The following is a 24,507-nucleotide window of genomic DNA, read 5'->3' as shown; positions in this document are numbered from 1 at the left end:
TCAATTATTTAAAAAATCAATTGGTCATTTAGCATGGCAATATAAACACCATTAGTCCATCCAAAACCATCTTGCGTAGGATATTCACCACCACCTGCATTTATATTGGTATTTTTTACATTGTATTTTTCCATTAGCTTACCGGTTTGTTGGTAAGTATTTTCATTCTGTGCCATCCAATTTTGTTTTAATTGTAAGGCTAATTTGTTTTGTGAATAGTTTTTCAATGCTATATAAGTTATCCATTGTAAAGGTGCCCAGCCGTTAGGTGCATCCCACTGTTGTCCCGATTCAATGTTAGTAGTTAGTGCACCACCTGAAGTAGTCAACAACTGCTTTGTTAAAACCTCAATTATCTTTTCAACCTTATCCTTCTTAGTTATTTTGATAAATAGGGGATACATCGCTGCCAATGAATAAGTATCTTTTTGTTGCTGTTGAATAAAATGATAATCGAAATAAAATTTTTTTTCCTCATTCCAACAGAAATGTTCAATGGCTTTAGAGCGCTGTTCTGCTTTGCTTCGCATTGTTTTAGCCTTATCGGCTTGATTTGTAAACGCATATAATTCTGCCATTATATTTTCAACATTCAATAAAATGCAGTTTAAGTCAACAGGAATAATACTGGTTGTTTCAATGGTAGCCATGGCATAGGCGTTGGCAAACCAACGGCTAGAGAAATCCCATCCGGATTCAGCAGCAGCTCTGATATTTCTGTACAATAATCGGGCATTGTCATCCGATAAATTTTTTGCTAAATGGGTATCCTCTTTATATGCCTCCGGTCTGGGTGTATCACTATCATCCCAATATCGGTTCAAAATATACGAATCAGAAAGTTTTACAACTCTTCTAAAAGCTGTATTGGGTTGTTTAAGTGTATCAACACCATCCATCCAGTAAGCATATTCTTTTTCAATGAATGGAAGGTATTCAGTACAACTTTGTAATCCATTTTTTTCACTTAATAACTCTACCATAAGTGCAAAAAATGGGGGTTGCGATCTGCTTAAGTAATAAGTTCGGTTACCATTAGGAATATGTCCAAATTTTTCAATTAAATAAGCAAAGTTTTTTATCATGTTTTCAATAATGTCCCATCTTTTGTGTTCCATTAAACCCAGCATGGTAAAATAACTATCCCAATAATAAATTTCTCTAAATCTGCCACCGGGTACAATGTATGGATAAGGTAAAGGAATAAGCGTGCCAGCCGCTTCATCCGGTTGCCTGGTTAGTACATCCCACAATTCATAAATGTGTATATCAATAGGTTTATTGTTAGATTGATACCCCTGATTGCTTTCTGCCGGTAAACTAAAATGTTGCTTAATAAAATTCAATAAATTGAAATGAGATTTATCTTTTTCAAGATGGTATGCTTGTTGAATTTCTTCTATTGGGTGCAAAGGAATTGCATCTACAAAAAACTTTGAATCGCTGAATAAGTTGCTTTTTTGAACAGCCACATATAATGCTCCAAAATCTTCTATATTCAATAATTGATGGTTGAATTGCATAGGCTTCATTTTTTAAGAATTGGCCAAAGGGTTGCTTCTTTTATATTTCAATTGCAGTCTTCTAAAAATGAATAAGCAAATGGTCAATATGGTTATTGGAAGTAATGAAAAATAAAAAGCTGCTGACCCTCCATAATATTGAAAAATATTTCCTGTTATTAATGATCCTGTTGTTCCACCTAAGGCAGAAAATATAATGATAAGTCCAGCCATTACACCTTGTTTCTCAACCGACAAAGTGCTTAATATTACCGAATTAATTGCCGGATAAATTGGAGCAATTAATAAACCAATAAGTGGGAAAACAAAAGCAGCTAAAGGAGCATTTCCCCAACCCGTAATAACATGCCCATCAGTATTTTTTGCCAACGGTATGGCTATTAATACTAAAGCCGCTGCTAATATTAAACAAATTAAAAGAATAATAAACCAATTAAGTTTTTTCAACAACAAACCTGCTACAAAACGTCCTGCTGCTGTGGAACCAGCTAAAATACTGGCCATTTCTATACTTAAAGTAGTGGGCAGTTTTAATACTTGACTGTTGAAAGTGGGTAGCCAGCTCATTATGCTTTGTTCAATTAATACATAAAAAAATGCACAGGCAATAAATATTAATACAATAGGTGATACTATTAATTGAAGCATAGCAATAAAACTTTGTAACAATGTTTCTTTTTGTATTTCATGTTGTGCTTTTGATTCGTCAAGTGTTGCGGTTAATAACAATAAAAATGCAACAGTTGTAAAACCACCCAGCCATATATATACTTTTAGCCACGATGTAGAATGGGGGTCATTATCATTAACGAAATAACTAAATATAAAGTAGCCTGCTAAAATACCCACCATAAAAAAAGATTCAACAAAATTCATTAAGCTAATATGTTGTTTTTCTGATTGTGTTACCAGGCCTATAGTGCTGTAAACCGATATTTTAATCAACGCAAAACTGGCACCGATAGCAGCAAACAATAATTTGGTTGCTAAAAAGCTGTGGGTATATGGCATTATGAAACACACAATTGAAATGAATGCCAGAGCAATTAGCATGGATTTTTTATATCCAATTTTTGTAATAAATGAGGAAACTAAAAATGAAACAATTGCAATACTTAAATCTTTAAAGGGCTCTAATACAGCAGCTGCGCCTTGTGTTACCCCATAATTGTTTTGCACTTGTAAAATAACCGTGCCTACACTATTCAATAAAATGGCAAAAACAAAATAGTTAATGAATATGGACAATTTAATTTTCCAATAATGCATATGGCTTTTGTTTAGTGGTTGGTTGAAAAGTGAATTTAGAACATATTGGCTAAATCTTTTAAAAAAAATGAACTAGCGCAATCCAAAGTAAAATAAGTGCCGTATATGTATTATGAACAACAAAATTGAATATTATGAAAAAACTTTTCCTTTTAATGGCTTCTGCATTTGTTATGCATGTTGCTATGGCGCAAAATGAAAAAACAGTAGAAGTGGGTGGCGCCCCTATGTATCCAAGTAAAAACATTGTAGAAAATGCCATTCATTCTAACGATCATACAACGTTAGTGGCAGCTGTAAAGGCTGCAGGTTTGGTTGAAACTTTACAAGGTGCAGGGCCTTTTACAGTGTTTGCACCCACCAATGAGGCATTTAATAAATTGCCGGCAGGAACAGTTGATAACTTATTAAAACCTGAAAATAAAGCAATGCTTACAAAAGTATTGACCTACCATGTTTTGGCAGGTAAGTATAATGCAAAAGATATAGCAAAGCTTATTAAAGCAGGACATGGTAATGCCGTTTTAAAAACTGTAGAAGGTGAAAATTTAATGGCTAGTATGGAAGGAAATAAATTGGTGATTACCGATGCAAAAGGCGGTAAAAGCTATGTTACTATTGCAGATGTGAATCAAAGTAATGGTGTAATACACGTAGTGGATAATGTTTTGCTTCCATAAAATATTTTCTATCGAGGGGTGAACAATTATCCTATGAAAAACCAATACAAACAATATTCTTTGTAAAAATCGTCCGTTCCAATATTATAACTAAAGCAAACAGCTTACAAAGCGGTTATGTAAAATGCATAACCGCTTTGCTTTTTAATGAAGCATATTTTTTATTTCATTTAGTTTCATTAAAGCTTCTACAGGGGTAAGTCGATTAATATCAATATTTTCCAACATTTTTCTTATGCCTTCAAATGTTTCGGTATGTGCATCAAAAATGGACAGTTGTAACTGAGTCGTTGGCTTTGGTTTCCCCGACCGCACAGTTGGTAATGGATTGTTATGATAAATTTGTGTTTCTTGTTGTAATTCTTTTCCTTCTAATTGTTGTAATATTTCATTTGCTCGTGCAATTAATTCAGGTGGCATACCCGCCATTTTTGCTACATGAATACCAAAACTATGTGTACTTCCACCAGGAGCTAATTTTCTTAAAAAAATTACTTTATTTCCGGTTTCTCTATTGGTAATATGGAAATTTTTTACGCCCGGTAAATGATGCTCTAATGCGTTTAATTCATGATAGTGGGTAGCAAATAAGGTTTTAGGTTTATAGGCGGAATTGTGCAAATATTCTACCATGCTCCAAGCAATAGATATGCCATCGTAGGTAGATGTACCGCGTCCAATTTCATCTAATAACACCAAACTACGTTCCGATAAATTATTGATAATGCTGGCGGTTTCATTCATTTCAACCATAAAAGTTGATTCACCACCACTTAAATTATCGCTTGCGCCTACACGGGTAAATATTTTATCGGTTAATGGAATGGAAGCTTCAGTTGCAGGCACAAAACTGCCCATATGCGCCATTAAAGTAATCAGTGCTGTTTGCCGTAAAATGGCACTTTTACCGCTCATGTTTGGTCCTGTTAATATAATTATTTGCTGATTATCGGGATCCAAGGTAATGTCATTAGGTATGTAAGTTTCACCTGCAGGTAAATTTCTTTCAATTACCGGATGTCTGCTATCTGATAAATGTATTGTCAATCCATCATGCATGATGGGTTGGTGGTAATGATATTTTAATGCATTTTCCGCAAAGCATGTCAAGCAATCAATAATGGCTAACGTAGTGCCATTTACTTGTATTGGTGCTATATAATCTTGCAATGCATTGAGTAAGGCATCAAAAAGTTGTGCTTCTAGTGCTAACATCTTTTCTTCAGCCCCTACAATTTTTTCTTCATATTCTTTTAGCTCGGGTGTAATATAGCGTTCAGCATTCGTTAAAGTTTGTTTCCGAATCCAATGATTAGGTACTTTGTTTTTGTGCGCATTGGTAACTTCTAAATAATAACCAAACACATTATTAAACCCAATTTTTAATGAAGTAATGCCAGTAGCATCAGCTTCTTTTTGTTGTAAGTTTAGTAAGTATGATTTACCACCTGAAGCAATGCTTCGCAATTCATCTAATTCTTTGTTGATGCCTGATTGAATTAAATCGCCTTTTTGAGCAGTAACAGGTGGTGGATCTTTTAATTCACTTAAAATTTTATCGGTAATTACACTGCAGGTATTCAATCCATCTGCTAATCTTTGCAGATACTTATTAGCGCAATTATCCAGTTGTTTTTTTATAATGGCAGTTTGTTGTAAGCCTTTAGCAATTTGTAAAACTTCGCGGGGTGAAATTTTTTTAGATGCAATTTTACTAATCAGTCGCTCCACATCGCCGCATTGTTTAATGGCTTGTGCAAGCTTATGGCGTAAGTCGGTTTCTTTAATTAAAAAAGCAACTGCGTCTAATCTTTCTTCAATGGCTAATTTGTTTTTTAAAGGAAAGATAAGCCAACGTTGTAGCAGCCTTGCACCCATTGCACTTACAGTATTATCTAAAATTTGTAGTAAACCTTTTCCTTCATTAACACTACTGCCAATTAATTCCAAATTGCGAATGGTAAATCTATCCATCCACAAAAAATCATCCTTTTCAATTCTTTTGATGGTGGTTATGTGTTGCAGATTGGGATGTTCGGTTTCTTTTAAATAATGCAAAATAGCACCGGCGGCAATAATGCCGTTTTTTAAATGTTCAATACCAAATCCCTTTAAAGAATGCGATTGAAAATGTTTTAATAAACTTTCCTGCGCATAAGTTTCATCAAAAATCCATGACTCTAAGGTATAGGTATAGAATTTATTGCCAAGCAGTTCTTTAAATTGTTTTTGATAACTACGTTGAAAAATAACTTCGGCGGGTTTTAAGCTTTGCAATAATTTATCGGCATATTCGGTATTCCCTTCCGCAATGAAAAATTCTCCGGTTGAAATATCTAAGAATGCAACTCCTGCAATATTGTTATTGAAGTGAATGGCTGCTAAAAAATTATTACTGTTATTTTCTAATAATTTGTCATTTGTTGCAATGCCCGGTGTTACTAATTCGGTTACACCTCTTTTTACTATTCCTTTTGCCTGTTTAGGATCTTCTAATTGGTCGCAAATGGCTACACGATAACCGGCCTTTACCAATTTATGTAAATATGTTTCTAAAGCATGGTGTGGAAAACCCGCCAGTTCTGATGATGAAGCTGCGCCATTATTGCGCTTGGTAAGTGTAATACCCAGTACATTGGAAGCAACAATGGCATCGGCGCCAAAAGTTTCATAAAAATCGCCCACCCTAAATAATAAAATAGCATCGGGGTATTTTTGCTTAATAGCATTGTGCTGTTGCATTAATGGGGTATCGGAAGCTGACTTTTGCATGGCAACAAATATAATTATTGCTGCTGTGAGCTGCTATTCATTTTTTAAAATCGTGAACTTTATAGCTGAAAGGCTATTACATGGTTAAGTTTTAGTATATTGAACCCGTACATGAAACAACTGCTATCCATACTTTTATTAATGATGTGTATTCAGTTTGTAAAAGCACAAACTTTGGGGGGGAATACTGTGTTTAATTTTGTTACCCAACCTAACACCGCTCAGTTATCTTCCTTGGGTGGTATAAATATTTCAAATATCACCAATGATGTAGGCATGGCTTTTCAAAATCCTGCCTTATTGCGAAGTAATATGCAGCAACAATTAAATACTTCTTTCAACAATTTTGTTGCGGGTATAAAAAATTTTAGTTTAACCACAGCCGGGTATTTACCGAAATACCAAACCAATATGGCGTTGGGCATTAATTATTTTGATTATGGTTCACTCACTCAAACTGATGCCGCCGGAAATGTGTACGGCACTTTTAAACCGGTTGATTATGTTGCTCAACTGATGTTTTCGCATGCTTACCACGAAAAATGGAATGTGGGTGGCACAATTAAATTCATTAATAGCCACTATGCGCAATATAAAAGTAGCGGTATGGCAGTTGATGTAGGATTAAATTATTTTGATTCAGCTAAAGGATTTCAAGCCGCATTTGTTGTAAAAAATATGGGTACACAACTCAATACTTATACCCAAGGCGTAAAAGAAGAGTTACCCTTTGATGTACAAATGGGGTTTACAAAAAAATTAGCAAAAGCACCATTTCAATTTTCTTTAACTGCTCATCACTTGCAAACATTCAACACTTTATACAATGACACTGCATTTAATGCAGCCTATGGCATTAGCTCGAATGGTGGATTTTTTAAGCAATTAATTACCCATTTAGTTGGTTCTGTTCAACTGTTAATAGACCACAAGGTGGAAATTACTAGTGGTTATAATTTTTTGCGACGGCACGATTTAAATGCTTACACCACTGCGAATGGGTTAAATGGGTTTACGTTAGGTGCCGGTGTACTGTTAAATAAATTACACATTCGTTATGCAGCCGGCTTTTACCAACAAAACCTTTTTCACCAAATCAGCTTAAATTTTAATTGGAAAGGAAGCGGCCTTTAATGCAACTTTCAGAAGTAATTTTTATACAGTTGCTTGAACCATTTCACTTAGTTTTTGCTTTTCTTCTTTGAATGATTCTCTTGGAACAAGTCCTAATAAATCAAACATGGCATTATCTTCTTCAAAACTAGGGTTAGGTGTGGTTAATAATTTATCGCCTGCAAATATGGAATTGGCACCTGCCAAAAAGCATAAAGCTTGTTCAGCTATTGTCATGCTTGTTCTTCCTGCACTTAAACGTACCATGGTGGCCGGCATAATAATTCTTGCAGTTGCAATCATTCTAACCATATCCCATACATCTACCTTTTTATTGTGTGCTAATGGGGTACCTGCAATGGGTACTAATGCATTAATGGGTACACTTTCCGGGTGCTTTGGCATTGTGGCCAAAGTATGCAACATTTTAATTCTATCTTCCTGGCTTTCTCCCAAGCCTATAATACCTCCGCAACAAACCGTAACGCCTGCTTTTCTAACGTGTTCAAGAGTATTCAATCTATCCTGATAAGTACGGGTAGTAATAATATCATGATAATGCTCTTCACTGGTATCTAAATTATGGTTGTAGGCATATAAACCTGCATCAGCTAATTTTTTTGCTTGTTCTTCCGTTAACATACCAAGGGTACAACATACTTCCATGCCTATTTCATTCACCCCTTTCACCATTTCTAAAACCCGATCAAAATCTCGATTGTCGCGAACTTCACGCCATGCGGCTCCCATGCAAAAACGAGTACTGCCGGCTTCTTTGGCTTTTTTTGCATAAGCCAATACCTCCTCTTTTTGCATTAATGCATGCACATCAACACCGGTGTTATATCGAGCTGCTTGAGGGCAATAGGCACAATCTTCAGTGCATCCACCGGTTTTAATACTTAACAAAGTACAAACTTGCACTTCGGCAGTAGTATTGTATTTACGATGTATGCTGGCTGCTTTAAAAATTAAATCCAACAAAGGGGTATTATATATGGCTTCAATTTCAGATAGTGTCCAATTGTTTCTAATATCGTTATGCATAAAAAAACAAATTTCATTTTTGAAGCAACAAATATAGGAATACCTGAATAAAGTTGGGTTGAATGCTAAATTGGGGCTGCCAGATAGAAATAGCAGGTATCTGTGTTAAAATAATTTTCCAGCATTGAAAACGATATGGGTGGTTGGTGATTTAACCATCCCTGTAAAGTGAAAATATTATACTTCAAATCATTTTGCAAAAATGAATACATTTTTTCAGGGGTAATGTTATAGGTGCTTGCCCCTTTGTAACCAAACTCAAATAAAAGAATGGGTTTATGTTGTGCAATGGTTTGTTGTGCTCCTTTTAATACCCAGTATTCAGCCCCTTCAACATCCATTTTTATAAGATGTATACGTTGTTGAGGTGCAATAATTGCGTCTAGTGTTGTTGTATTTACTGTTATGTTTGTATCTGATTCTAACTTGTCATATGGCCTTTTTAATAAACCACTATATGCTTTGTTGGTAGTTACCAGGTTAAAGTTGCTATTCCCTATTTCATAGCTTAATGCATAATTATACAAACGAATTTTTTGTTGAAATTTTTTTTGTAATGCGGCGTATAGTTCAGGTATTGGCTCAAAAGCCAAATGTTGTTGCGGTGAAGCAGCTACCATCATTTGGGTAATTTTTCCGGTATGTGCGCCAACGTCAATTCCAAACCCGTTAGGTGCCAATACTTTTTTTATTACCCTTTCAGTTGCACGGTCTATTTGCTCGTTACGTGTAATAGCAAAGGGTAATTTTGTTATAATTAATTTGGCAAATGCTTTAAAGTTGTTTACCGGGTTCAATCCGTTATATTTTTGTGTTGAACATAATTTCTCCATTTTTCAATAAGCTGTTGCATATCGGTAGGTAATTCTGAATTAAACAATAATTCTTTACTTGTTTTAGGATGTACAAAGCCCAGTGTTTTGGCATGTAAAGCACAGCGGTTGCATACTTCAAAACAATTTTCAACAAATTGTTTGTATTTGGAATAGATAGTGCCTTTTAAAATTTTGTCGCCGCCATATTCGTAGTCGTTAAACAATGTATGGCCAATATGTTTCATGTGCACCCTAATTTGATGGGTTCTTCCGGTTTCTAAAACACATTCAACCAAAGTAACATAATTAAATCTTTCTATAACGCGATAGTGTGTAATGGCATGTTTGCCGGTTTCGCCATCGGGGTAGGCAGCAAACATTTTTCTATACTGCTGGTGTCGGGCAATATGTGCATTAATGGTTCCTTCATTTTCTTCCACATTACCCCAAACCAATGCAACATACTTGCGTTGAACGGTATGATGGAAAAATTGTTTGGCTAAATGTGCGGCAGCATCAGCAGTTTTGGCTAATACCAATAGGCCGGTTGTGTTTTTATCAATTCTGTGCACTAAGCCATAGCGGGGCAGCTCATCTTCATCAACATTTTCATTTTGTTGTAGTAAGTGGTATTTCACGCCATTTAAAAGCGTACCCGTATAATTTCCCACTCCGGGATGCACAACCATATTGGCGGGCTTATTCACAACTAAAATAGTATCATCTTCATACACAATATCCAGTGGTATAGGTTCAGCTTTTACTTCCGCGTATTCCGGATTGGTATAACTTAACAATACCAGCTCATCGCCGGGTTTTATTTTATAATTGCTTTTTACTATTTTACCGTTAACGGTTAAAAAACCTGCTTCAATGCCCTTTTGAATTTTATTTCGCGAAGCATTTTCTAAATGCATTTGTAACCATTTATCAATGCGTATGGGTTCTTGGTTTTTATCTATAGAAAAAGTTTTCCTTTCATACAGGTTTTCATTTCCTGCTTCCGGCATTATTTGTATATCCTCTGTATTCATTGTTGCAAATATAAAGGCATTTGTAAACGCATGTATTTCACGCCCAAGCTTTCGTAACTTTGTTGCCGGTTTACAATTCGTTAACGTTAATTTTGCCCATATTGCTATGGAACATTTAGTGTATTTTGAAGATTTGGGATTTCGACATTATAAAAGCGTTTGGGATTATCAGGAACGATTATTAGCCCGTAATGTAGCATTAAAATCGGATGAAACTACTCGGAACTTGACCACCAATTATTTGCTTTTTGTGGAACATTCTCCCGTTTATACTTTAGGTAAAAGTGGTAAACGAGAACATGTTTTAATTTCAGAAGAAGAAATGCATGAAAAAAACATTGATTTTTTTCATATAAACCGAGGGGGCGATATAACTTTTCATGGCCCACAACAGTTGGTTGGGTATCCTATTTTAGATTTAGATAAATTTAAAACTGATTTAGGTTGGTATTTACGCAGTTTAGAAGAAGTTATTATTTTAACATTGGCGCATTATGGTATTACAGGCAGCAGAAGTAAGGGTGAAACCGGTGTATGGATTGATCCTGATAAACCGGGCTTTGAAAGAAAAATTTGTGCCATGGGTATTAAATGCAGCCGTTGGATTACAATGCATGGCTTTGCATTTAATGTGAATACAGATTTAAATTACTTTAACTACATTATTCCCTGTGGTATAAAAAATAAACAAGTAACTTCTTTGCAAAAAGAATTGGGAAGAACCGTTCCCATGGAAGAAGTAAAACAATTGGTAAAAGAAAATTTTGCCCGAGTGTTTGAAGTAACTTACATGTCCTAAAACTCCTTTTCCAAGTAAAATTTGTTTTTTTCTTTTAAATGATGGTCTTCATACAATTCAAAGAAGTACCATCCTGCCTGTAAAAAATTCGATTTATCAACCACTAAATACTTTTCCTGAATATTATTCATTTGGAACATAAGTTCATTTTTGTCGTTAAAAAACTTTAGGTGGTACTCATGTTTTTTCACATCTGGCAATGCAATGGTAACGTAACCTTTATTATTAGTGAAAACATAAATAGATGGTTTCCAAACAATTTTGGGTACATATCTTTTTAACAATACTTCATAATTCGCTAACATCGTCAATGTATCTTTTGAATTTGCATATACAGAGTCTTTAAAATGCTTAAAATCTTGAGGTTCCAGCATATACAATAATGAATCTCTATCTCTGTTAAAAATGCGGTACATAATTACAGCATCTTTAGTTTTTGTGTTATTATGTGTATTGTCATCATTGTTATTTGTTGCCGGAGAAGCATTGGCATTGGTTGCTATACCATTGGCTGGCGATTTAGAAGCAGTAAAAAAATAATGCCCATCTTTTAATACATAGAATATACGATAGAATACTTTTACACCCGGTGTAAACTGGTTATCTACAAAACCATTTTGTTGCAGTTCGGGTGATTGGGCCGAAAAGATACTTGTAAAAAACTTTATACTATCATAAGAACGTTGCACTACCAACTGGTTACAATCGGGGTAAGGATTAATCCAACTTATCTGAACCTTATTTTTATTTAAAAAATGTACCGAAAAATTGGGCAAAGTATCTATGGCTTGTGCATTGGCGTGAGTTGCAAACCCGATAAAAAATAAAATAGTAAAAAATAATATACGTTTCATTCTAACAAATATACAAGTCAGCCTGTTACTAAAATTGCAAAATGTTTTTAGAAAGAGAAGTGTTGCCTTGTAATCCACCACTATGAATAGCCACAACATGACTATTGGGTGGAAAAAATTGTTGTTCTATTAAATGCCGGGTAGCATATATAAGTTTAGCAGTATAAACAATATCGGTTGGTAATTGGTATAAATTCCACCATTCATTCATGTTTTGAATTAAAGCAGCAGGATGTTTGGCATAACCACCAAAATGATATTCATTTTTCCAAACCATTTGTTTCATTTTGTCAGTATCATTTACCAATGCTGCAATATCTTGTTGAATAGCATCGGCCCCTTTCAAAACCGGAATTGCAATAATAGTTTGATTGGGCTCGGCAGCCATTAACAGTCCGGCTACCATGGTACCTGTTCCAACTGCAGCCAAAATATGAGTGGCCGTTGGTGGAATGAATGAATGAATATCTTTGGCACCTTGTGCACCTAAATGGCCATAACCTCCCTCATTAATAAAGTAATCGTTGGGTTGTTGTAATTGTTGCTGAAGCAATATTTTGTTTTTATAAACTTCTCTTGTAACAAAATGTAAGGTCATTCCTTTTGCAGCCGCAGCAGCCAAAGTATAATTATTTACTTTTTCGCCCCGTATAATACCCTGGCAAGGAATTTTAGCTAGTTGGCACGCAGTTGCAGTAGCCAAAATATGATTTGAAAAAGGTCCACCAAATGTTACGATGCGTTGGCAATTATGCAGCAATGCATTATTTAAATAATTTTTTAATTTAAACCATTTATTGCCACTTATTTCAGAATGAATGACATCTAACCGCAATACAGAAAATGTTATTTTTTGGTTAACAAGTGTTTCGGGCAATGGAATTGCTTGTAAATAGGGCATTTGCTCAAATTCCAACGTAAACATGTATGAATTTATTTAAATAAAACTATTGGCTGTTTTAAACATATCTTTTAGCTTCGCAGCTATTCAAATGTACAATTATGCAACCAACACTTGTAATTTTAGCAGCTGGAATGGCTAGTAGATATGGTTCAATGAAGCAAACCGAAGCATTTGGACCAAGTGGTGAAACCATCATGGAGTACTCAATTTATGATGCCATTAGAAGTGGTTTTGGTAAAGTTGTATTTATTATTCGCGAAGAATTTGCTGAAGCTTTTAAAGCACAATTTGAACCTCGTTTAAAAGGGAAAATTGCTATTGATTATGTATATCAGCATTTAGAAGATTTTGTCGGTAATCGTTCTATACCAGCCGATAGAGTAAAGCCTTGGGGAACAGCACATGCTTTGCTTTGTTGCAAAGGAAAAGTGAATGAACCTTTTTCAATTATTAATGCGGATGATTTTTATGGCAGAGAGGCTTTTGAAAAAGCCGTTCATTTTTTACAAAACCAATGCAATGAAACCACTTATGCTATTATGGGTTATGATTTATCTAAAACTTTAAGTGGACATGGGAGTGTAAGTAGGGGCGTATGTTCGGTAAATTCCGAAGGTAATTTGGTAAACATAACTGAGCGAACTAAAATTTACCGCAATGCTGATACCGGAAAAATTGTGTACGAAGATGAAAGCGGTGTTGTTGAATTGCCCGATCATACACCGGTTAGTATGAACTTTTTTGGTTTTCATCCCAACATTATTGTTTTAGCTGAAAAATTATTCAATGAGTTTTTGGATAAAAATATTCAGAACATAAAATCTGAGTTCTTTATTCCATTAGTGGTTGATGAATTTGTAAAACAAAAAATTGGTATTGTAAAAGTATTACCCACTTCTGCTCAATGGTTTGGTGTTACTTATAAAGAGGATGCCCCGGAAGTGAAAAAAAGTTTCCAACAGCTTATTAATAGTGGTGCTTATCCTGTCAGTTTGTGGTAAGTTCTTAAAAATGGTAGTAGGTAAAATGCAAAAAAAATCCACTGATATAATTCAGTGGATTTTTTTTGTGTTGTTTATGCTTTAAAAATTAGTTGTTGTAAGCTTTTACCAAGAAAACACAATCTTCCATTTTTTTAACTTGTTCTTCGCGGCTTGTATTCATGATGTATGATTTGGCAGGTAATTTAATTTTAGAAAACCCACTTGCCGTATCAGAAGTGTTTAAATAATTCACTAAGCGGTAGATATTTTTGCTTTGAATAGCAAAGGTAATACCATCAGCATGGGTTTGCCGGGTGCTTAATATACCAATTACTTCTCCTTTCTTATTTAATACAGGTCCACCACTGTTACCGGGGTAAGCGCTCATTTGAATTTGTGTGCTTAAGGTATCACCATCAAAACCGGTTTTAGCACTTAAATAACCTTGAGTATATACAATTTCATTACGAGGATAACCAAGTGTAAAAATTTCTTCTCCTAAATCGCCTGAATTTTTAGCAATGTTATATGGAATGTATTTTAAGGGTTTGTAGTCCTTGTCGTTTATTTTTAGAATTGCCAAATCCACTTTAGGATCTATGTTTACAATACTGGCAGTAAATTCTTGCCCCTTGTTATTAACTACAATAGCTCCTGAACCTCTTAATACGTGAGCATTCGTGATTAAATAACCTTTCGGGTCAATTAAAAAGCCAGTACCGCCACTGATTAAACGAGCATTTTCAGGCAACTTACTTTTTACTTCATTAATAATTTTGCCTTGTACTTGCTGATTGCGTTTAATAACCTCTATATCTTTACTTAATTGTTGAATTTGATTGGCATTCACTGCAGGAGAAAAATAAGAAAAAATAGCACTGGTAATAATAGCAATGGCCCCGGCTACACTTGCGGCAATAGCGGTAACTCTTTTGTATTTATGCCAAAGTGATACTATTTTACTTTGTGTTTGTACAATGGTACCTTCATCAATTACACCATCCATTACAAGTTTTTGGTGTGTTTGGTGTAAATTTTGCTTAAAGTGTTGCCTATCAGCTAATGCATTTAGCTGATTTAAAAACATGCTGTGTTCCACCACCATCTGATCAATTTCAGGCGAATTTTTTCTCAGTTGTTCAAAATAAGCCTTTTCATCAGGTAGCATGGACCCATCAAGGTAGCGTTCAATTGCTTGTATTAAAAGAATATCCTCCATGATAATTATTCTCCAATATTATATTGCGTAAAAAACAATTTTTTTAGTCGGGTTAAGCACTTATACTTTTGGTTTTTGGCATTATCCGCATTCGTATAGCCAAATGTCTTAGCCAATTCCTGCATATCTAATTTTTTCAAGTAAAAACCCTCCAATAAACTTTTACAAGGCTCGCCCAAACTATTTAATGCCCGTTCCATTATCGTAAACTCGGCATTGCGTTTTTCGTACATTTCAAGGTCATCTTCAACCTGAACAGTCTCTTCCAAACTATCAGTTTGTAATACAAATCTTCCCATTTGTTGAAGGCGTTTAAGCCATAATCGCCTGCATATGGAATATACATACGTGTTAATTTTTGAGGTTAAAACAAATGATTCGCTTTTTGCTTTTTCATATAGCGCAATCATCGCTTCCTGAAAAATATCTTTGGCATCGTCGTATGTTCCGTTATTGTTGATAATAAACGATTGAACCATATTATAATTATTTTTATATATGGTTTCAATAGCTTTGGTATCATTTTCTGCCAAACCTTTCAGTAATGCCTGTTCGTTTAACTCAGCTTTCACGGGTTGTACTTTTAATACTGATTTGGGGGTAAAAGTAACCCAAAAAAATTGTCAAAATTTTTTTTCAAAAAAAATACAACCATGGGGTTACCTTTTACCATTTAGGGGTATTAACTGGAAATTCATTCACAAAAAAAGCTCACAACAATGAAAAAATTATTAGCCGTTTTAGCAGTAGCCGGTGTAATGGTTGCTTGCAACAATGCAAAAACTGATGAAGTAAAAACTGATTCTACTACAGCTGTAAAAATTGATACTGCTGCTGCAAAAGTTGATACTGCTGCTGCAAAAGTTGATACTGCTGCTAAAAAAGTAGATAGTGCTGCTAAAAAATAATTGTATTTAGCATAAGAAAATAAATAGCCTGCTTGCAGCTTTTATTTTATTTAACTCTTTTTCATATGGCAAGCAATCGTTAGAGGCCGTTCCGTTTCCACGGAAGGGCTTTTTTTATTTCATTTTAAGCCATGTTTAATATTTTTAAATTTTATTATTATAAATATTTTTATTATTACGAACTAAAGTATGTTAGTTTTTAAAAATATTTAAAAATTTATTTTGTGGTGAAAGGATTAAGGATTACTTTTGAAACACAATGGAACAAACTACACAATATACCGGTACTTTCTGTTTTTTTTATTACTACTTTAATTAGCAGTAACCGGGTGTAATTTGCAATGTTTAATTTTAAAACAACCAATATAACACCCGGTCTCAGACCGGGCTTTTTATTTTATGGAAAAGAAAATAGCAATTCAGGGTTACGAAGGCAGCTTTCATCATATGGCTGCAACCGAATATTTTGGCAAAGAAGTAATAGTTATTCCTTGTGCATCTTTTAAAGATTTGGTAAAAGTTGCCGGAACAAAGAAAGAAAGTAATGGAGGTATTATGGCCATAGAAAATTCTATTGCCGGAAGTATTTTACCAAATTATGGATTATTGCAAAAAAGTAATTTACAAATTACAGGTGAAATTTATTTGCCTGTTAAGCAACATCTAATGGTTGATCCGGGTGTTCGTATAGAAGATATTAAAGAAGTACATTCTCACCCAATGGCCTTGCAACAATGTTTAGAATTTTTAGAAAAGTATAATTGGAAATTAGTTGAAACGGAAGATACTGCTTTAAGTGCACAAATATTGGCTACTCAACACAAAAAAGCCATTGCTGCTATTGCTAGTTCATTAGCAGCTGAATTATATGAATTGGAAATTATTGCCAGCAATATTCAAACTCAAAAAAATAATTATACCCGCTTTTTAGTAGTTGAACGTGCAGAAGATGCCAAAGAAACAGATGGTGCTAATAAGGCCACCGTACATTTTGCTACCGACCATACCCGTGGAAGTTTGGCAAAAGTGTTATCTATTATAGCCGATAATGGTATTAACTTAAGCAAACTGCAAAGTATGCCAATTGCCGGTACCAACTTTAAATATAGTTTTTATGCTGATATGGAATTTGATTCCATGGCCGATTTCAATAAACTTTTAAAATTATTAAAGCCGCATATTGACATGTTTAAAAATTTCGGTATATATAAAAATGGCAATATTTAAAATGATAACTGTAGCAAATAGATTAGCTGGAGTAGGGGAATATTATTTTTCCGAAAAACTTCGTGAAATAGATACTTTAAATCGCGAAGGTAAACAAATTATTAACTTGGGTATTGGTAGTCCCGATCTTCCTCCACATCCCGATGTTATGGCTGAGTTGCATCAAAATGCCGTTTTACCAAATGTGCATGGCTATCAATCATATAAAGGTTCTCCAATTCTTCGCAATGCAATTGCTAATTGGTACCAGACCTGGTACAAGGTATCATTAAATGCCGATACCGAAATATTACCATTAATTGGAAGTAAAGAGGGCATTATGCACATTTGCATGACTTACTTGAATAATGGTGATGAAGTGTTGGTGCCTAATCCGGGATATCCTACATACAGCAGTGCGGTTACTTTAGCCGGTGGGGTTGTGAAAAATTATACCATGAGTGAAGCTTTAAATTGGGAACCCGACTTCGACGCATTGGAAAAACATGATTTAAGTAAGGTAAAACTGATGTTTGTAAATTATCCACATATGCCTACCGGGCAGCTTGGTAGTTTAAATTTATTTGAAAAAATTGTTGCATTTGCTAAAAAACATCAAATTTTAATTATACACGATAATCCATACAGCTTCATTTTAAATGAACAGCCATTAAGTATGTTACAAGTAGATGGTGCCAAAGACAATGTTTTAGAACTTAATTCTTTAAGTAAAAGCCATAATATGGCCGGATGGCGTGTTGGTATGTTGTGTGCCAATCAACAGTTCATTACTGAAGTGTTGCGCTTTAAAAGTAATATGGACAGTGGTATGTTTTTGCCTTTACAAATGGCGGCCGCCAAAGCGCTTACTTTAGGTAAAGATTGGTTTCAGTCCTTAAATCAAGTGTATGTTAAACGCCGCAAACTAGTATTTGATTTGCTAGATATGTTGCAATGTGTCTATCAAAAAAATCAGGTGGGTTTATTTGTTTGGGCTAAAATTCCGAGTACTTATAAAGACGGTTATGCATTAAGTGATACGGTTTTATATCAATGTAATGTATTCATTACGCCCGGTGGAATTTTTGGTAATGCAGGAAATGGATATATACGGATAAGCCTTTGTGCAACTGAAGAAAAATTAAATGAAGCTATAAAAAGAATTAAGAATAATTTGCATGTTTAACAATGTTACCATAGTAGGTGTTGGATTAATTAGCGGTTCTTTTGCAATTGCTTTAAAGGATAAAGGCTTTGCTAAACATATTATTGGTGTAAGTCGTACCCGCGAAAGCGAACAAAAAGCTTTGGAATTAGGATTGATTGATGAAGCATTGCCATTAAATGAAGCCATAAAAAAAAGTGATTTTATTTACGTAGCCATTCCTGTTGATGCAACTATAACCGTAGTAAAAGATATTCTTGATCAAATTAATGGAACACAAATTGTGGCCGATGCAGGATCTACAAAACAAGCATTATGTAATGCCATACAAAATCATCCTATGCGCCATCGGTTTGTTGCTACACACCCCATGTGGGGTACAGAATATAGTGGTCCTGAAGCTGCAACACATAAGGCCTTCACAGGACGTTCATGTGTAATTTGTGAAAAACAATTATCGGACATTGATGCGGTTCAAAAAATTGAACACATTTACACAACACTCGGTATGCACTTGGTGTATATGCAGCCAGATGCACATGATGTACATGCTGCTTATGTAAGCCACATATCTCACATTACCTCATTTGCACTAGCCAATACTGTTTTAGAAAAAGAAAAAGAAGAGGATGCCATTTTCGATTTAGCCGGTGGGGGTTTTGAAAGTACCGTTCGCTTGGCAAAAAGCAATCCGGCAATGTGGGCACCTATATTTATGCAAAACAGGGAAAATGTTTTAGATGTTTTGAATGAACACATCGTTCAATTGAGAAAATTTAAAGCATGTTTGGAAAAAGAAAATTATGATTATTTAAAAGAATTGATGGAAAATGCTAACAAAATAAAACGCATTCTTCATTAAAATGCATAACAAAAAAATACTACTGTTATGCTTTACAAACAACGCAGTGTTTTAAAATAAACCTGCATAAAATTTAAGACGACATGATAACATTTGAAGCGTTAGGATTAGATGAAACATTAGTGAAAGCCACATCTGCTCTTGGATTTGAGCATCCTACACCTATTCAGGAAAAAGCTATTCCTGTATTACTTAGCGGAACTAAAGATTTAATTGGTTTGGCCCAAACCGGTACCGGCAAAACAGCTGCATTTAGTTTACCTTTATTACAATTAATTAACCCTAATCAAAAATATCCTCAGGCATTAATTGTTTGCCCCACTCGTGAACTTTGTTTACAAATTGTACATGAAATTGAATTGTTTAAAAAGTTTAAACAACAAATTCAGGTAGTTGCAGTTTATGGCGGAACGTCTATTGGTTTACAAATTCGCGATTTGAAAAAGGGCGTTCATATTGTAGTGGCTACGCCCGGCCGATTAATTGACTTAATTGAACGTAAAGCAATTCAGTTAGATCAGATTAGTTATGTGGTATTAGATGAAGCCGATGAAATGTTAAACATGGGCTTTAAAGATGATATTGAATTTATTTTAGAAAATACCCCAAAACGTGAATCCACTTGGCTTTTCAGTGCAACCATGCCACCGGAAATTAAAAGGGTAAGTAAAAAATACATGCACGAGCCTTTTGAAATTACGGTTGGAAAAGTGAATACTGCCAATAAAAATATTGACCATCAATATTATGTGGTAAACGCGCATCACAAATATGAAGCATTAAAAAGATTGATTGATTTTAATCCGGGTATTTATGGTATTATTTTTACTCGTACAAAAGCAGATGCACAAACTATTTCAGAAAAATTAACTCGTGATGGATATGATATTGATGCATTACATGGCGATTTGTCGCAGCAACAGCGCGATAAAGTGATGGGTGAGTTTCGCGAAAAATCATTGCAACTTTTAGTAGCAACTGATGTAGCAGCTCGTGGAATTGATGTAAAAGAAATTACACACGTTATTAATTACGATTTGCCCGACGATACTGAGGTATATACACATAGAAGTGGCCGTACCGGAAGAGCCGGAAGCACCGGTATTTGTATGAGTTTGGTGCATACTAAAGAAATTTATAAAATCCGTTCTATTGAAAAATTAGTGCAAAGTCCTTTTCATAAATTAGAGTTACCATCAGGAAAAGATGTATGCCGCAAACAATTTTATGCATTCATGGATAAGTTATTGCAAACAGATGTATCGAATGATCGATATGCAACTTATGTGCCCATGCTTCGTGAAAAGTTTGCAGATATAACTAAAGAAGAAGTATTAACCCGTATTGCAGCGCTTGAATTTGATAGGTTTTTAAAATATTATGAAAATGCTGAAGATTTAAATGTACGGGAAGTAAGACGTGATAAACGTGACAATCAAACACGTAACTCAAACTTTGGCGACAATTCGCGTCGTGGTAATTATGAAAAAGGTAGTCATTCAGCCAACTCTGACACTACTCGTTTGTTTATTAATTTGGGTAGTAAAGATGGCTTTTATAAAGCCAGTTTTTTACAGTTTATTTTAGATATGAGCGAGTTGAAGAAAGATGTTTTAGGTAGAATTGATTTACGTGAAATGAACAGCTGGATTGAAATTGAAAAGAAATCAGCATCTAAAATGATTAAAGCCCTAGATGGAAAAAATTACCGAGGCAGAAAAATTAGAATGAACGAAGCCAATTAATTATAAAAACTTTTGCTCAAGTAAATAATGCGGTCAACAATTATTTATGAAAAGCAATTAAACAACCATTCATCAACAACAAATTGTAACAACATGGAGCAGGCAACCCAACAAACAAAAAACGTAATGGATGTGTGGCAAAAGCGCCCACTCATCATTAGTGGCCCATGCAGCGCTGAAACTGAAGAGCAGGTATTGCAAACTGCCATCCGTTTGGCCGCAACGGGTAAGGTAGATATGTTAAGAGCAGGTATTTGGAAACCTCGTACACGTCCCGGCCAGTTCGAAGGCATAGGAGTAAAGGGATTACCCTGGTTATTGCAAGCCAAAAAAGTTACCGGACTTTTAACTACAGTTGAAGTGGCTACCGCAAAGCAAGTAGAAGATGCATTGAATTTTGACGTAGATGTATTATGGATTGGTGCCAGGACAACGGTTAACCCTTTTAGTGTTCAGGAAGTAGCTGATGCTTTAAGAGGCGTTAATATTCCTGTTCTTATTAAAAACCCCATTAACCCTGATTTGGAATTGTGGACAGGTGCAGTGGAGCGTATTGCTAAAGCCGGCATTCAAAATATCGGGCTTATTCACCGTGGTTTTAGTTCCTACGGTAATACGGAATATCGTAATGCACCTATGTGGCATTTAGCTATTGAAATGAAGCGCAGAAATCCGGGTATGTTAATGATTAATGATCCTTCGCATATTTCCGGCCGACGCGATATTTTGCAAGATGTTGCTCAAACCGCTATTGATTTGGATTATGATGGATTAATTATTGAAAGCCACATTGATCCCGATCATGCCTGGAGCGATGCAAAACAACAAATTACGCCTGAGCGTTTAGGTGAAATGATTGGAAGTATTAATTGGCGTAAAGAAGATGTACCTTCTGCCGAATACCATGCTGCATTGGAAAAACTTCGTCAACAAATCAATCATTTAGACGATGAGCTCATGCAAATTCTTGGTCAAAGAATGAAAGTAGCCGAAAAAATTGGTTTGTATAAAAAAGAAAATAACATTACTATTTTACAAACCAATCGTTGGAACCATATTTTGGAACGTGCATACGCAAAAGGTGAAAAATTGGGATTAAGCCGTGAATTCATTACACGGTATTTCGATGCTGTTCATATGGAAAGTATTCAGCATCAAAATAAAATTATGAACGCATAATATTTGCAGCCAATAATGTAAACAGTTATTGGCTGTATTTTTTTGATGGCAAATACAACTGCGTTCAATTGCCAAACCGTTTTTACAATTTGTGCAACCAATTTACTGTAACATGCTTCAAAAATCAGTTCAAGTTAACCAAAATAAAATAAATTTTTATTTTAATGCATCGTTTAAGCAATTAAAACAGTTAGTGAATGTTCAAAGTACATTTATAATTACAGATGCTAACGTTTATGCATTACATAAATCAGCATTTAAAAACTGGAAAACCATTGTAATTGCTGCCGGTGAATCCAACAAAAATTTAGCAACTGTTCAGTTAATTATTGAACAATTAATTGAACTAAAAGCCGACCGAACTGCTACAATTATTGGCGTAGGCGGCGGTGTGGTTACTGATATAACCGGTTTTGTTGCATCTATTTATATGCGTGGTGTAGCATTTGGTTTTGTGCCAACTACCTTGCTAGCCATGGTTGACGCTTCAATTGGCGGTAAAAATGGTGTTGATTGGAATTTGTATAAAAACATTATTGGCACTATTCGTCAGCCTTCATTTCTTTTGTATGATACTACTTTCTTAAATACACTGCCTGAACTGGAATGGCAAAATGGCTTTGCCGAAATAATAAAACATGCATGCATAAAAAATGCAGCTATGTTTACCATGTTAGAAAAGGTAAACCCAGCAGCATTAAAGAAAAATAAATTGCAATTAAACCAGTTGATTCAAAAAAATGTGCAAATAAAAATGGCTGTGGTTAAGAACGATGAAAATGAAAAGGGTGAACGGAAACTTTTAAACTTTGGTCATACCTTAGGTCATGCTATTGAAAATGAATATGGGCTTTCACATGGGTATGCAGTAGCAGTTGGTGTGCATTATGCAGCCCTTCTATCACAACAAATATTAGGATTTAAAAAAGCAGAGGCAGTATCTAATCTATTAACAAAGTTTGGTTTACCTACCTCCTTTTCTTTTAATACAGAAAAAGTAATGCAAATGCTGCAAATGGATAAGAAACGTCAACAAGCAGAAGTGCATTATATTTTATTGGAAAAAATTGGCAAAGGCGTTATTCTTCCCATTCCTTTGAAAGATCTTGAAAAAATGTATACACAATTATCATAATTTAATTACATGATTGCAACTATTCATCCATCTACAATAAAAGGTAATATTCAAGCTCCTGCTTCTAAAAGTTCTATGCAGCGAGCCTGTGCTGCAGCCTTGGTTAAAACGGGTACAAGCATTATTAACAATCCGGGTTACTCAAACGATGATCGAGCAGCATTACAAGTAATTCAACAATTAGGAGCAACGGTACAAATCGAAAATAATCGCATCATCATATCTTCAAAAGGCATTCATGCAACTACCAACGAAATTAATTGCGGCGAAAGTGGCCTTGGCATAAGAATGTTTACCCCATTAATTGCATTAAATAATTTTCCAATTAACATTAATGGTGAAGGAAGTTTATTGCAACGCCCTATGCAATTTTTCGATGCTATTTTCCCCGATCTAAATGTGAAAATAAAATCTAACAATGGTAAGTTGCCCATACAAGTGAAAGGTCCTTTGCAACCTGCTAATATTACGGTTGATGGCCATTTAAGTTCTCAATTTTTAACGGGTTTGTTAATGGCATTTTCTGCAGCTCAGGCACAAAACGTAACCATTACCGTAAATGATTTAAAAAGCAGACCCTATATTGATTTAACTTTAAAAGTGATGCAGCATTTTTGCTTGAAAACGCCGCATAACAATCATTATGAATTCTTTTATTTTGATGCAGCTTCGCAAAATGCTGCGCAAAATGTTGTAGTTGAATATACCGTAGAAGGCGATTGGAGCGGTGCTGCTTTTTTATTGGTGGCCGGTGCTATTGCAGGTAATATTACTGTTAAAGGACTTGATTTAGATTCTGTTCAGGCCGATAAAGCCATTTTACAGGCATTGATGGATGCAGGTGCAATTATGTCAATTGAAACACAGCAAATTCACATTCAACAAAGTTCATTAAGTGCCTTTCATTTCAATGCAACAGATTGCCCCGACTTATTTCCGCCATTAGTAGCTTTAGCTGCTTATTGTAAAGGCACTACCGTTATAGAAGGCATTGAACGTTTGGCACATAAAGAAAGTAACAGGGCATTGACATTACAGCAAGAATTTGCAAAATTGGGTGTTACAATTAAATTACAGGACAATTTAATGCTGGTAGAAGGTGGCAATGAAATTAAGGCTGCTAATGTTTCATCGCATCATGACCATAGAATAGCTATGGCTTGCGCATTGGCTGCATTAAAAGCAAATGGAGCAGTTGAAATTAACGATGCTGAGGCTATTAATAAGTCTTATCCTGACTTCTATCACCATATGAACGAATTAGGAGCTATTGTATCTTTACATCATTAACAACT

22 protein-coding genes are annotated in these 24,507 nt (G+C 34.9%); 12 read left to right on the top strand and 10 right to left on the bottom strand.

Features of this window, described 5'->3' with window-relative positions:
* Positions 1 to 8 precede the first annotated feature (8 nt).
* Together treA and ACP5P5_RS01050 are read right to left on the bottom strand one after the other, a co-directional pair.
* A complete protein-coding gene (gene treA, locus ACP5P5_RS01055) occupies positions 9 to 1,523 on the bottom strand; it encodes an alpha,alpha-trehalase TreA (protein ID WP_428284267.1) in 1,515 nt (504 codons plus the stop codon).
* Positions 1,524 to 1,535: 12 nt separating this feature from the next.
* Entirely contained in the window at positions 1,536 to 2,792 is a 1,257-nt protein-coding gene (locus ACP5P5_RS01050; RefSeq protein ID WP_428284266.1) for an MFS transporter, read from the bottom strand.
* Between the two features lie 134 nt (positions 2,793 to 2,926).
* Here ACP5P5_RS01050 and ACP5P5_RS01045 point away from each other — a divergent pair, with 134 nt between their 5' ends.
* Positions 2,927 to 3,472 (top strand): fasciclin domain-containing protein, encoded by a 546-nt coding sequence (locus tag ACP5P5_RS01045; protein WP_428284265.1) that lies wholly within the window; start codon positions 2,927 to 2,929, stop codon positions 3,470 to 3,472.
* Positions 3,473 to 3,616: 144 nt separating this feature from the next.
* Here ACP5P5_RS01045 and mutS read toward each other — a convergent pair whose 3' ends face one another.
* Positions 3,617 to 6,244 carry a DNA mismatch repair protein MutS gene (mutS, locus tag ACP5P5_RS01040; RefSeq protein WP_428284264.1) on the bottom strand — a complete coding sequence of 876 codons (2,628 nt, stop codon included), beginning with the start codon at positions 6,242 to 6,244 and terminating at the stop codon, positions 3,617 to 3,619.
* A 111-nt stretch (positions 6,245 to 6,355) separates the two neighbouring features.
* Between mutS and porQ the strand changes: the two genes are divergently transcribed.
* A complete protein-coding gene (gene porQ, locus ACP5P5_RS01035; RefSeq protein WP_428284263.1) occupies positions 6,356 to 7,378 on the top strand; it encodes a type IX secretion system protein PorQ in 1,023 nt (340 codons plus the stop codon).
* A gap of 21 nt (positions 7,379 to 7,399) precedes the next feature.
* Here porQ and bioB read toward each other — a convergent pair whose 3' ends face one another.
* From bioB to ACP5P5_RS01020, 3 genes are all read right to left on the bottom strand, one after another.
* On the bottom strand, positions 7,400 to 8,404 hold the full coding sequence (gene bioB / locus ACP5P5_RS01030; RefSeq protein ID WP_428284262.1) for a biotin synthase BioB: 1,005 nt from the start codon (positions 8,402 to 8,404) through the stop codon (positions 7,400 to 7,402).
* 65 nt (positions 8,405 to 8,469) lie between these two features.
* Positions 8,470 to 9,237, bottom strand: a complete 768-nt coding sequence (locus ACP5P5_RS01025; protein WP_428284261.1) for an FkbM family methyltransferase — start codon at positions 9,235 to 9,237, stop codon at positions 8,470 to 8,472.
* Positions 9,198 to 10,253 (bottom strand): RluA family pseudouridine synthase, encoded by a 1,056-nt coding sequence (locus tag ACP5P5_RS01020; protein ID WP_428284260.1) that lies wholly within the window; start codon positions 10,251 to 10,253, stop codon positions 9,198 to 9,200. The genes ACP5P5_RS01025 and ACP5P5_RS01020 overlap by 40 nt, the downstream gene beginning before the upstream one ends.
* A gap of 106 nt (positions 10,254 to 10,359) precedes the next feature.
* Here ACP5P5_RS01020 and lipB point away from each other — a divergent pair, with 106 nt between their 5' ends.
* Positions 10,360 to 11,052, top strand: a complete 693-nt coding sequence (gene lipB, locus ACP5P5_RS01015) for a lipoyl(octanoyl) transferase LipB (RefSeq protein ID WP_428284259.1) — start codon at positions 10,360 to 10,362, stop codon at positions 11,050 to 11,052.
* Here lipB and ACP5P5_RS01010 read toward each other — a convergent pair.
* Positions 11,049 to 11,906: a hypothetical protein gene (locus tag ACP5P5_RS01010; RefSeq protein ID WP_428284258.1), complete on the bottom strand. Its 858-nt coding sequence runs from the start codon at positions 11,904 to 11,906 to the stop codon at positions 11,049 to 11,051. The genes lipB and ACP5P5_RS01010 overlap by 4 nt on opposite strands.
* Positions 11,907 to 11,934: 28 nt before the next feature.
* A complete protein-coding gene (locus tag ACP5P5_RS01005) occupies positions 11,935 to 12,831 on the bottom strand; it encodes a 1-aminocyclopropane-1-carboxylate deaminase/D-cysteine desulfhydrase (RefSeq protein WP_428284257.1) in 897 nt (298 codons plus the stop codon).
* Between the two features lie 77 nt (positions 12,832 to 12,908).
* Between ACP5P5_RS01005 and ACP5P5_RS01000 the strand changes: the two genes are divergently transcribed.
* A complete protein-coding gene (locus tag ACP5P5_RS01000) occupies positions 12,909 to 13,811 on the top strand; it encodes a sugar phosphate nucleotidyltransferase (protein ID WP_428284256.1) in 903 nt (300 codons plus the stop codon).
* A gap of 88 nt (positions 13,812 to 13,899) precedes the next feature.
* Here ACP5P5_RS01000 and ACP5P5_RS00995 read toward each other — a convergent pair whose 3' ends face one another.
* Both ACP5P5_RS00995 and ACP5P5_RS00990 read right to left on the bottom strand, forming a co-directional pair.
* Entirely contained in the window at positions 13,900 to 15,012 is a 1,113-nt protein-coding gene (locus tag ACP5P5_RS00995; RefSeq protein ID WP_428284255.1) for a S1C family serine protease, read from the bottom strand.
* 5 nt (positions 15,013 to 15,017) lie between these two features.
* Entirely contained in the window at positions 15,018 to 15,584 is a 567-nt protein-coding gene (locus tag ACP5P5_RS00990) for an RNA polymerase sigma factor (RefSeq protein ID WP_428284254.1), read from the bottom strand.
* Positions 15,585 to 15,731: 147 nt separating this feature from the next.
* Here ACP5P5_RS00990 and ACP5P5_RS00985 point away from each other — a divergent pair, with 147 nt between their 5' ends.
* From ACP5P5_RS00985 to aroA, 8 genes are all read left to right on the top strand, one after another.
* The gene (locus ACP5P5_RS00985; protein ID WP_428284253.1) at positions 15,732 to 15,920 is read left to right on the top strand and encodes a hypothetical protein; all 189 of its coding nucleotides are present in this window, start codon (positions 15,732 to 15,734) and stop codon (positions 15,918 to 15,920) included.
* A gap of 399 nt (positions 15,921 to 16,319) precedes the next feature.
* A complete protein-coding gene (locus tag ACP5P5_RS00980) occupies positions 16,320 to 17,147 on the top strand; it encodes a prephenate dehydratase (RefSeq protein ID WP_428284252.1) in 828 nt (275 codons plus the stop codon).
* Position 17,148: 1 nt separating this feature from the next.
* A complete protein-coding gene (locus ACP5P5_RS00975; RefSeq protein ID WP_428284251.1) occupies positions 17,149 to 18,312 on the top strand; it encodes a pyridoxal phosphate-dependent aminotransferase in 1,164 nt (387 codons plus the stop codon).
* Entirely contained in the window at positions 18,305 to 19,153 is an 849-nt protein-coding gene (locus tag ACP5P5_RS00970; protein WP_428284250.1) for a prephenate dehydrogenase, read from the top strand. Before ACP5P5_RS00975 ends, ACP5P5_RS00970 begins: the two co-directional genes overlap by 8 nt.
* A gap of 83 nt (positions 19,154 to 19,236) precedes the next feature.
* Positions 19,237 to 20,898, top strand: a complete 1,662-nt coding sequence (locus tag ACP5P5_RS00965) for a DEAD/DEAH box helicase (protein WP_428284249.1) — start codon at positions 19,237 to 19,239, stop codon at positions 20,896 to 20,898.
* 93 nt (positions 20,899 to 20,991) lie between these two features.
* Positions 20,992 to 22,077, top strand: a complete 1,086-nt coding sequence (locus ACP5P5_RS00960; protein ID WP_428284248.1) for a chorismate mutase — start codon at positions 20,992 to 20,994, stop codon at positions 22,075 to 22,077.
* Between the two features lie 112 nt (positions 22,078 to 22,189).
* Positions 22,190 to 23,212, top strand: a complete 1,023-nt coding sequence (gene aroB, locus ACP5P5_RS00955; RefSeq protein ID WP_428284247.1) for a 3-dehydroquinate synthase — start codon at positions 22,190 to 22,192, stop codon at positions 23,210 to 23,212.
* 9 nt (positions 23,213 to 23,221) lie between these two features.
* A complete protein-coding gene (aroA, locus tag ACP5P5_RS00950; RefSeq protein ID WP_428284246.1) occupies positions 23,222 to 24,502 on the top strand; it encodes a 3-phosphoshikimate 1-carboxyvinyltransferase in 1,281 nt (426 codons plus the stop codon).
* Positions 24,503 to 24,507: the final 5 nt, after the last annotated feature.

This window comes from Hydrotalea sp. (assembly GCF_049968455.1).
GTDB lineage: Bacteria > Bacteroidota > Bacteroidia > Chitinophagales > Chitinophagaceae > Hydrotalea.
This window is presented reverse-complemented; position numbering and strand designations above follow the sequence as displayed.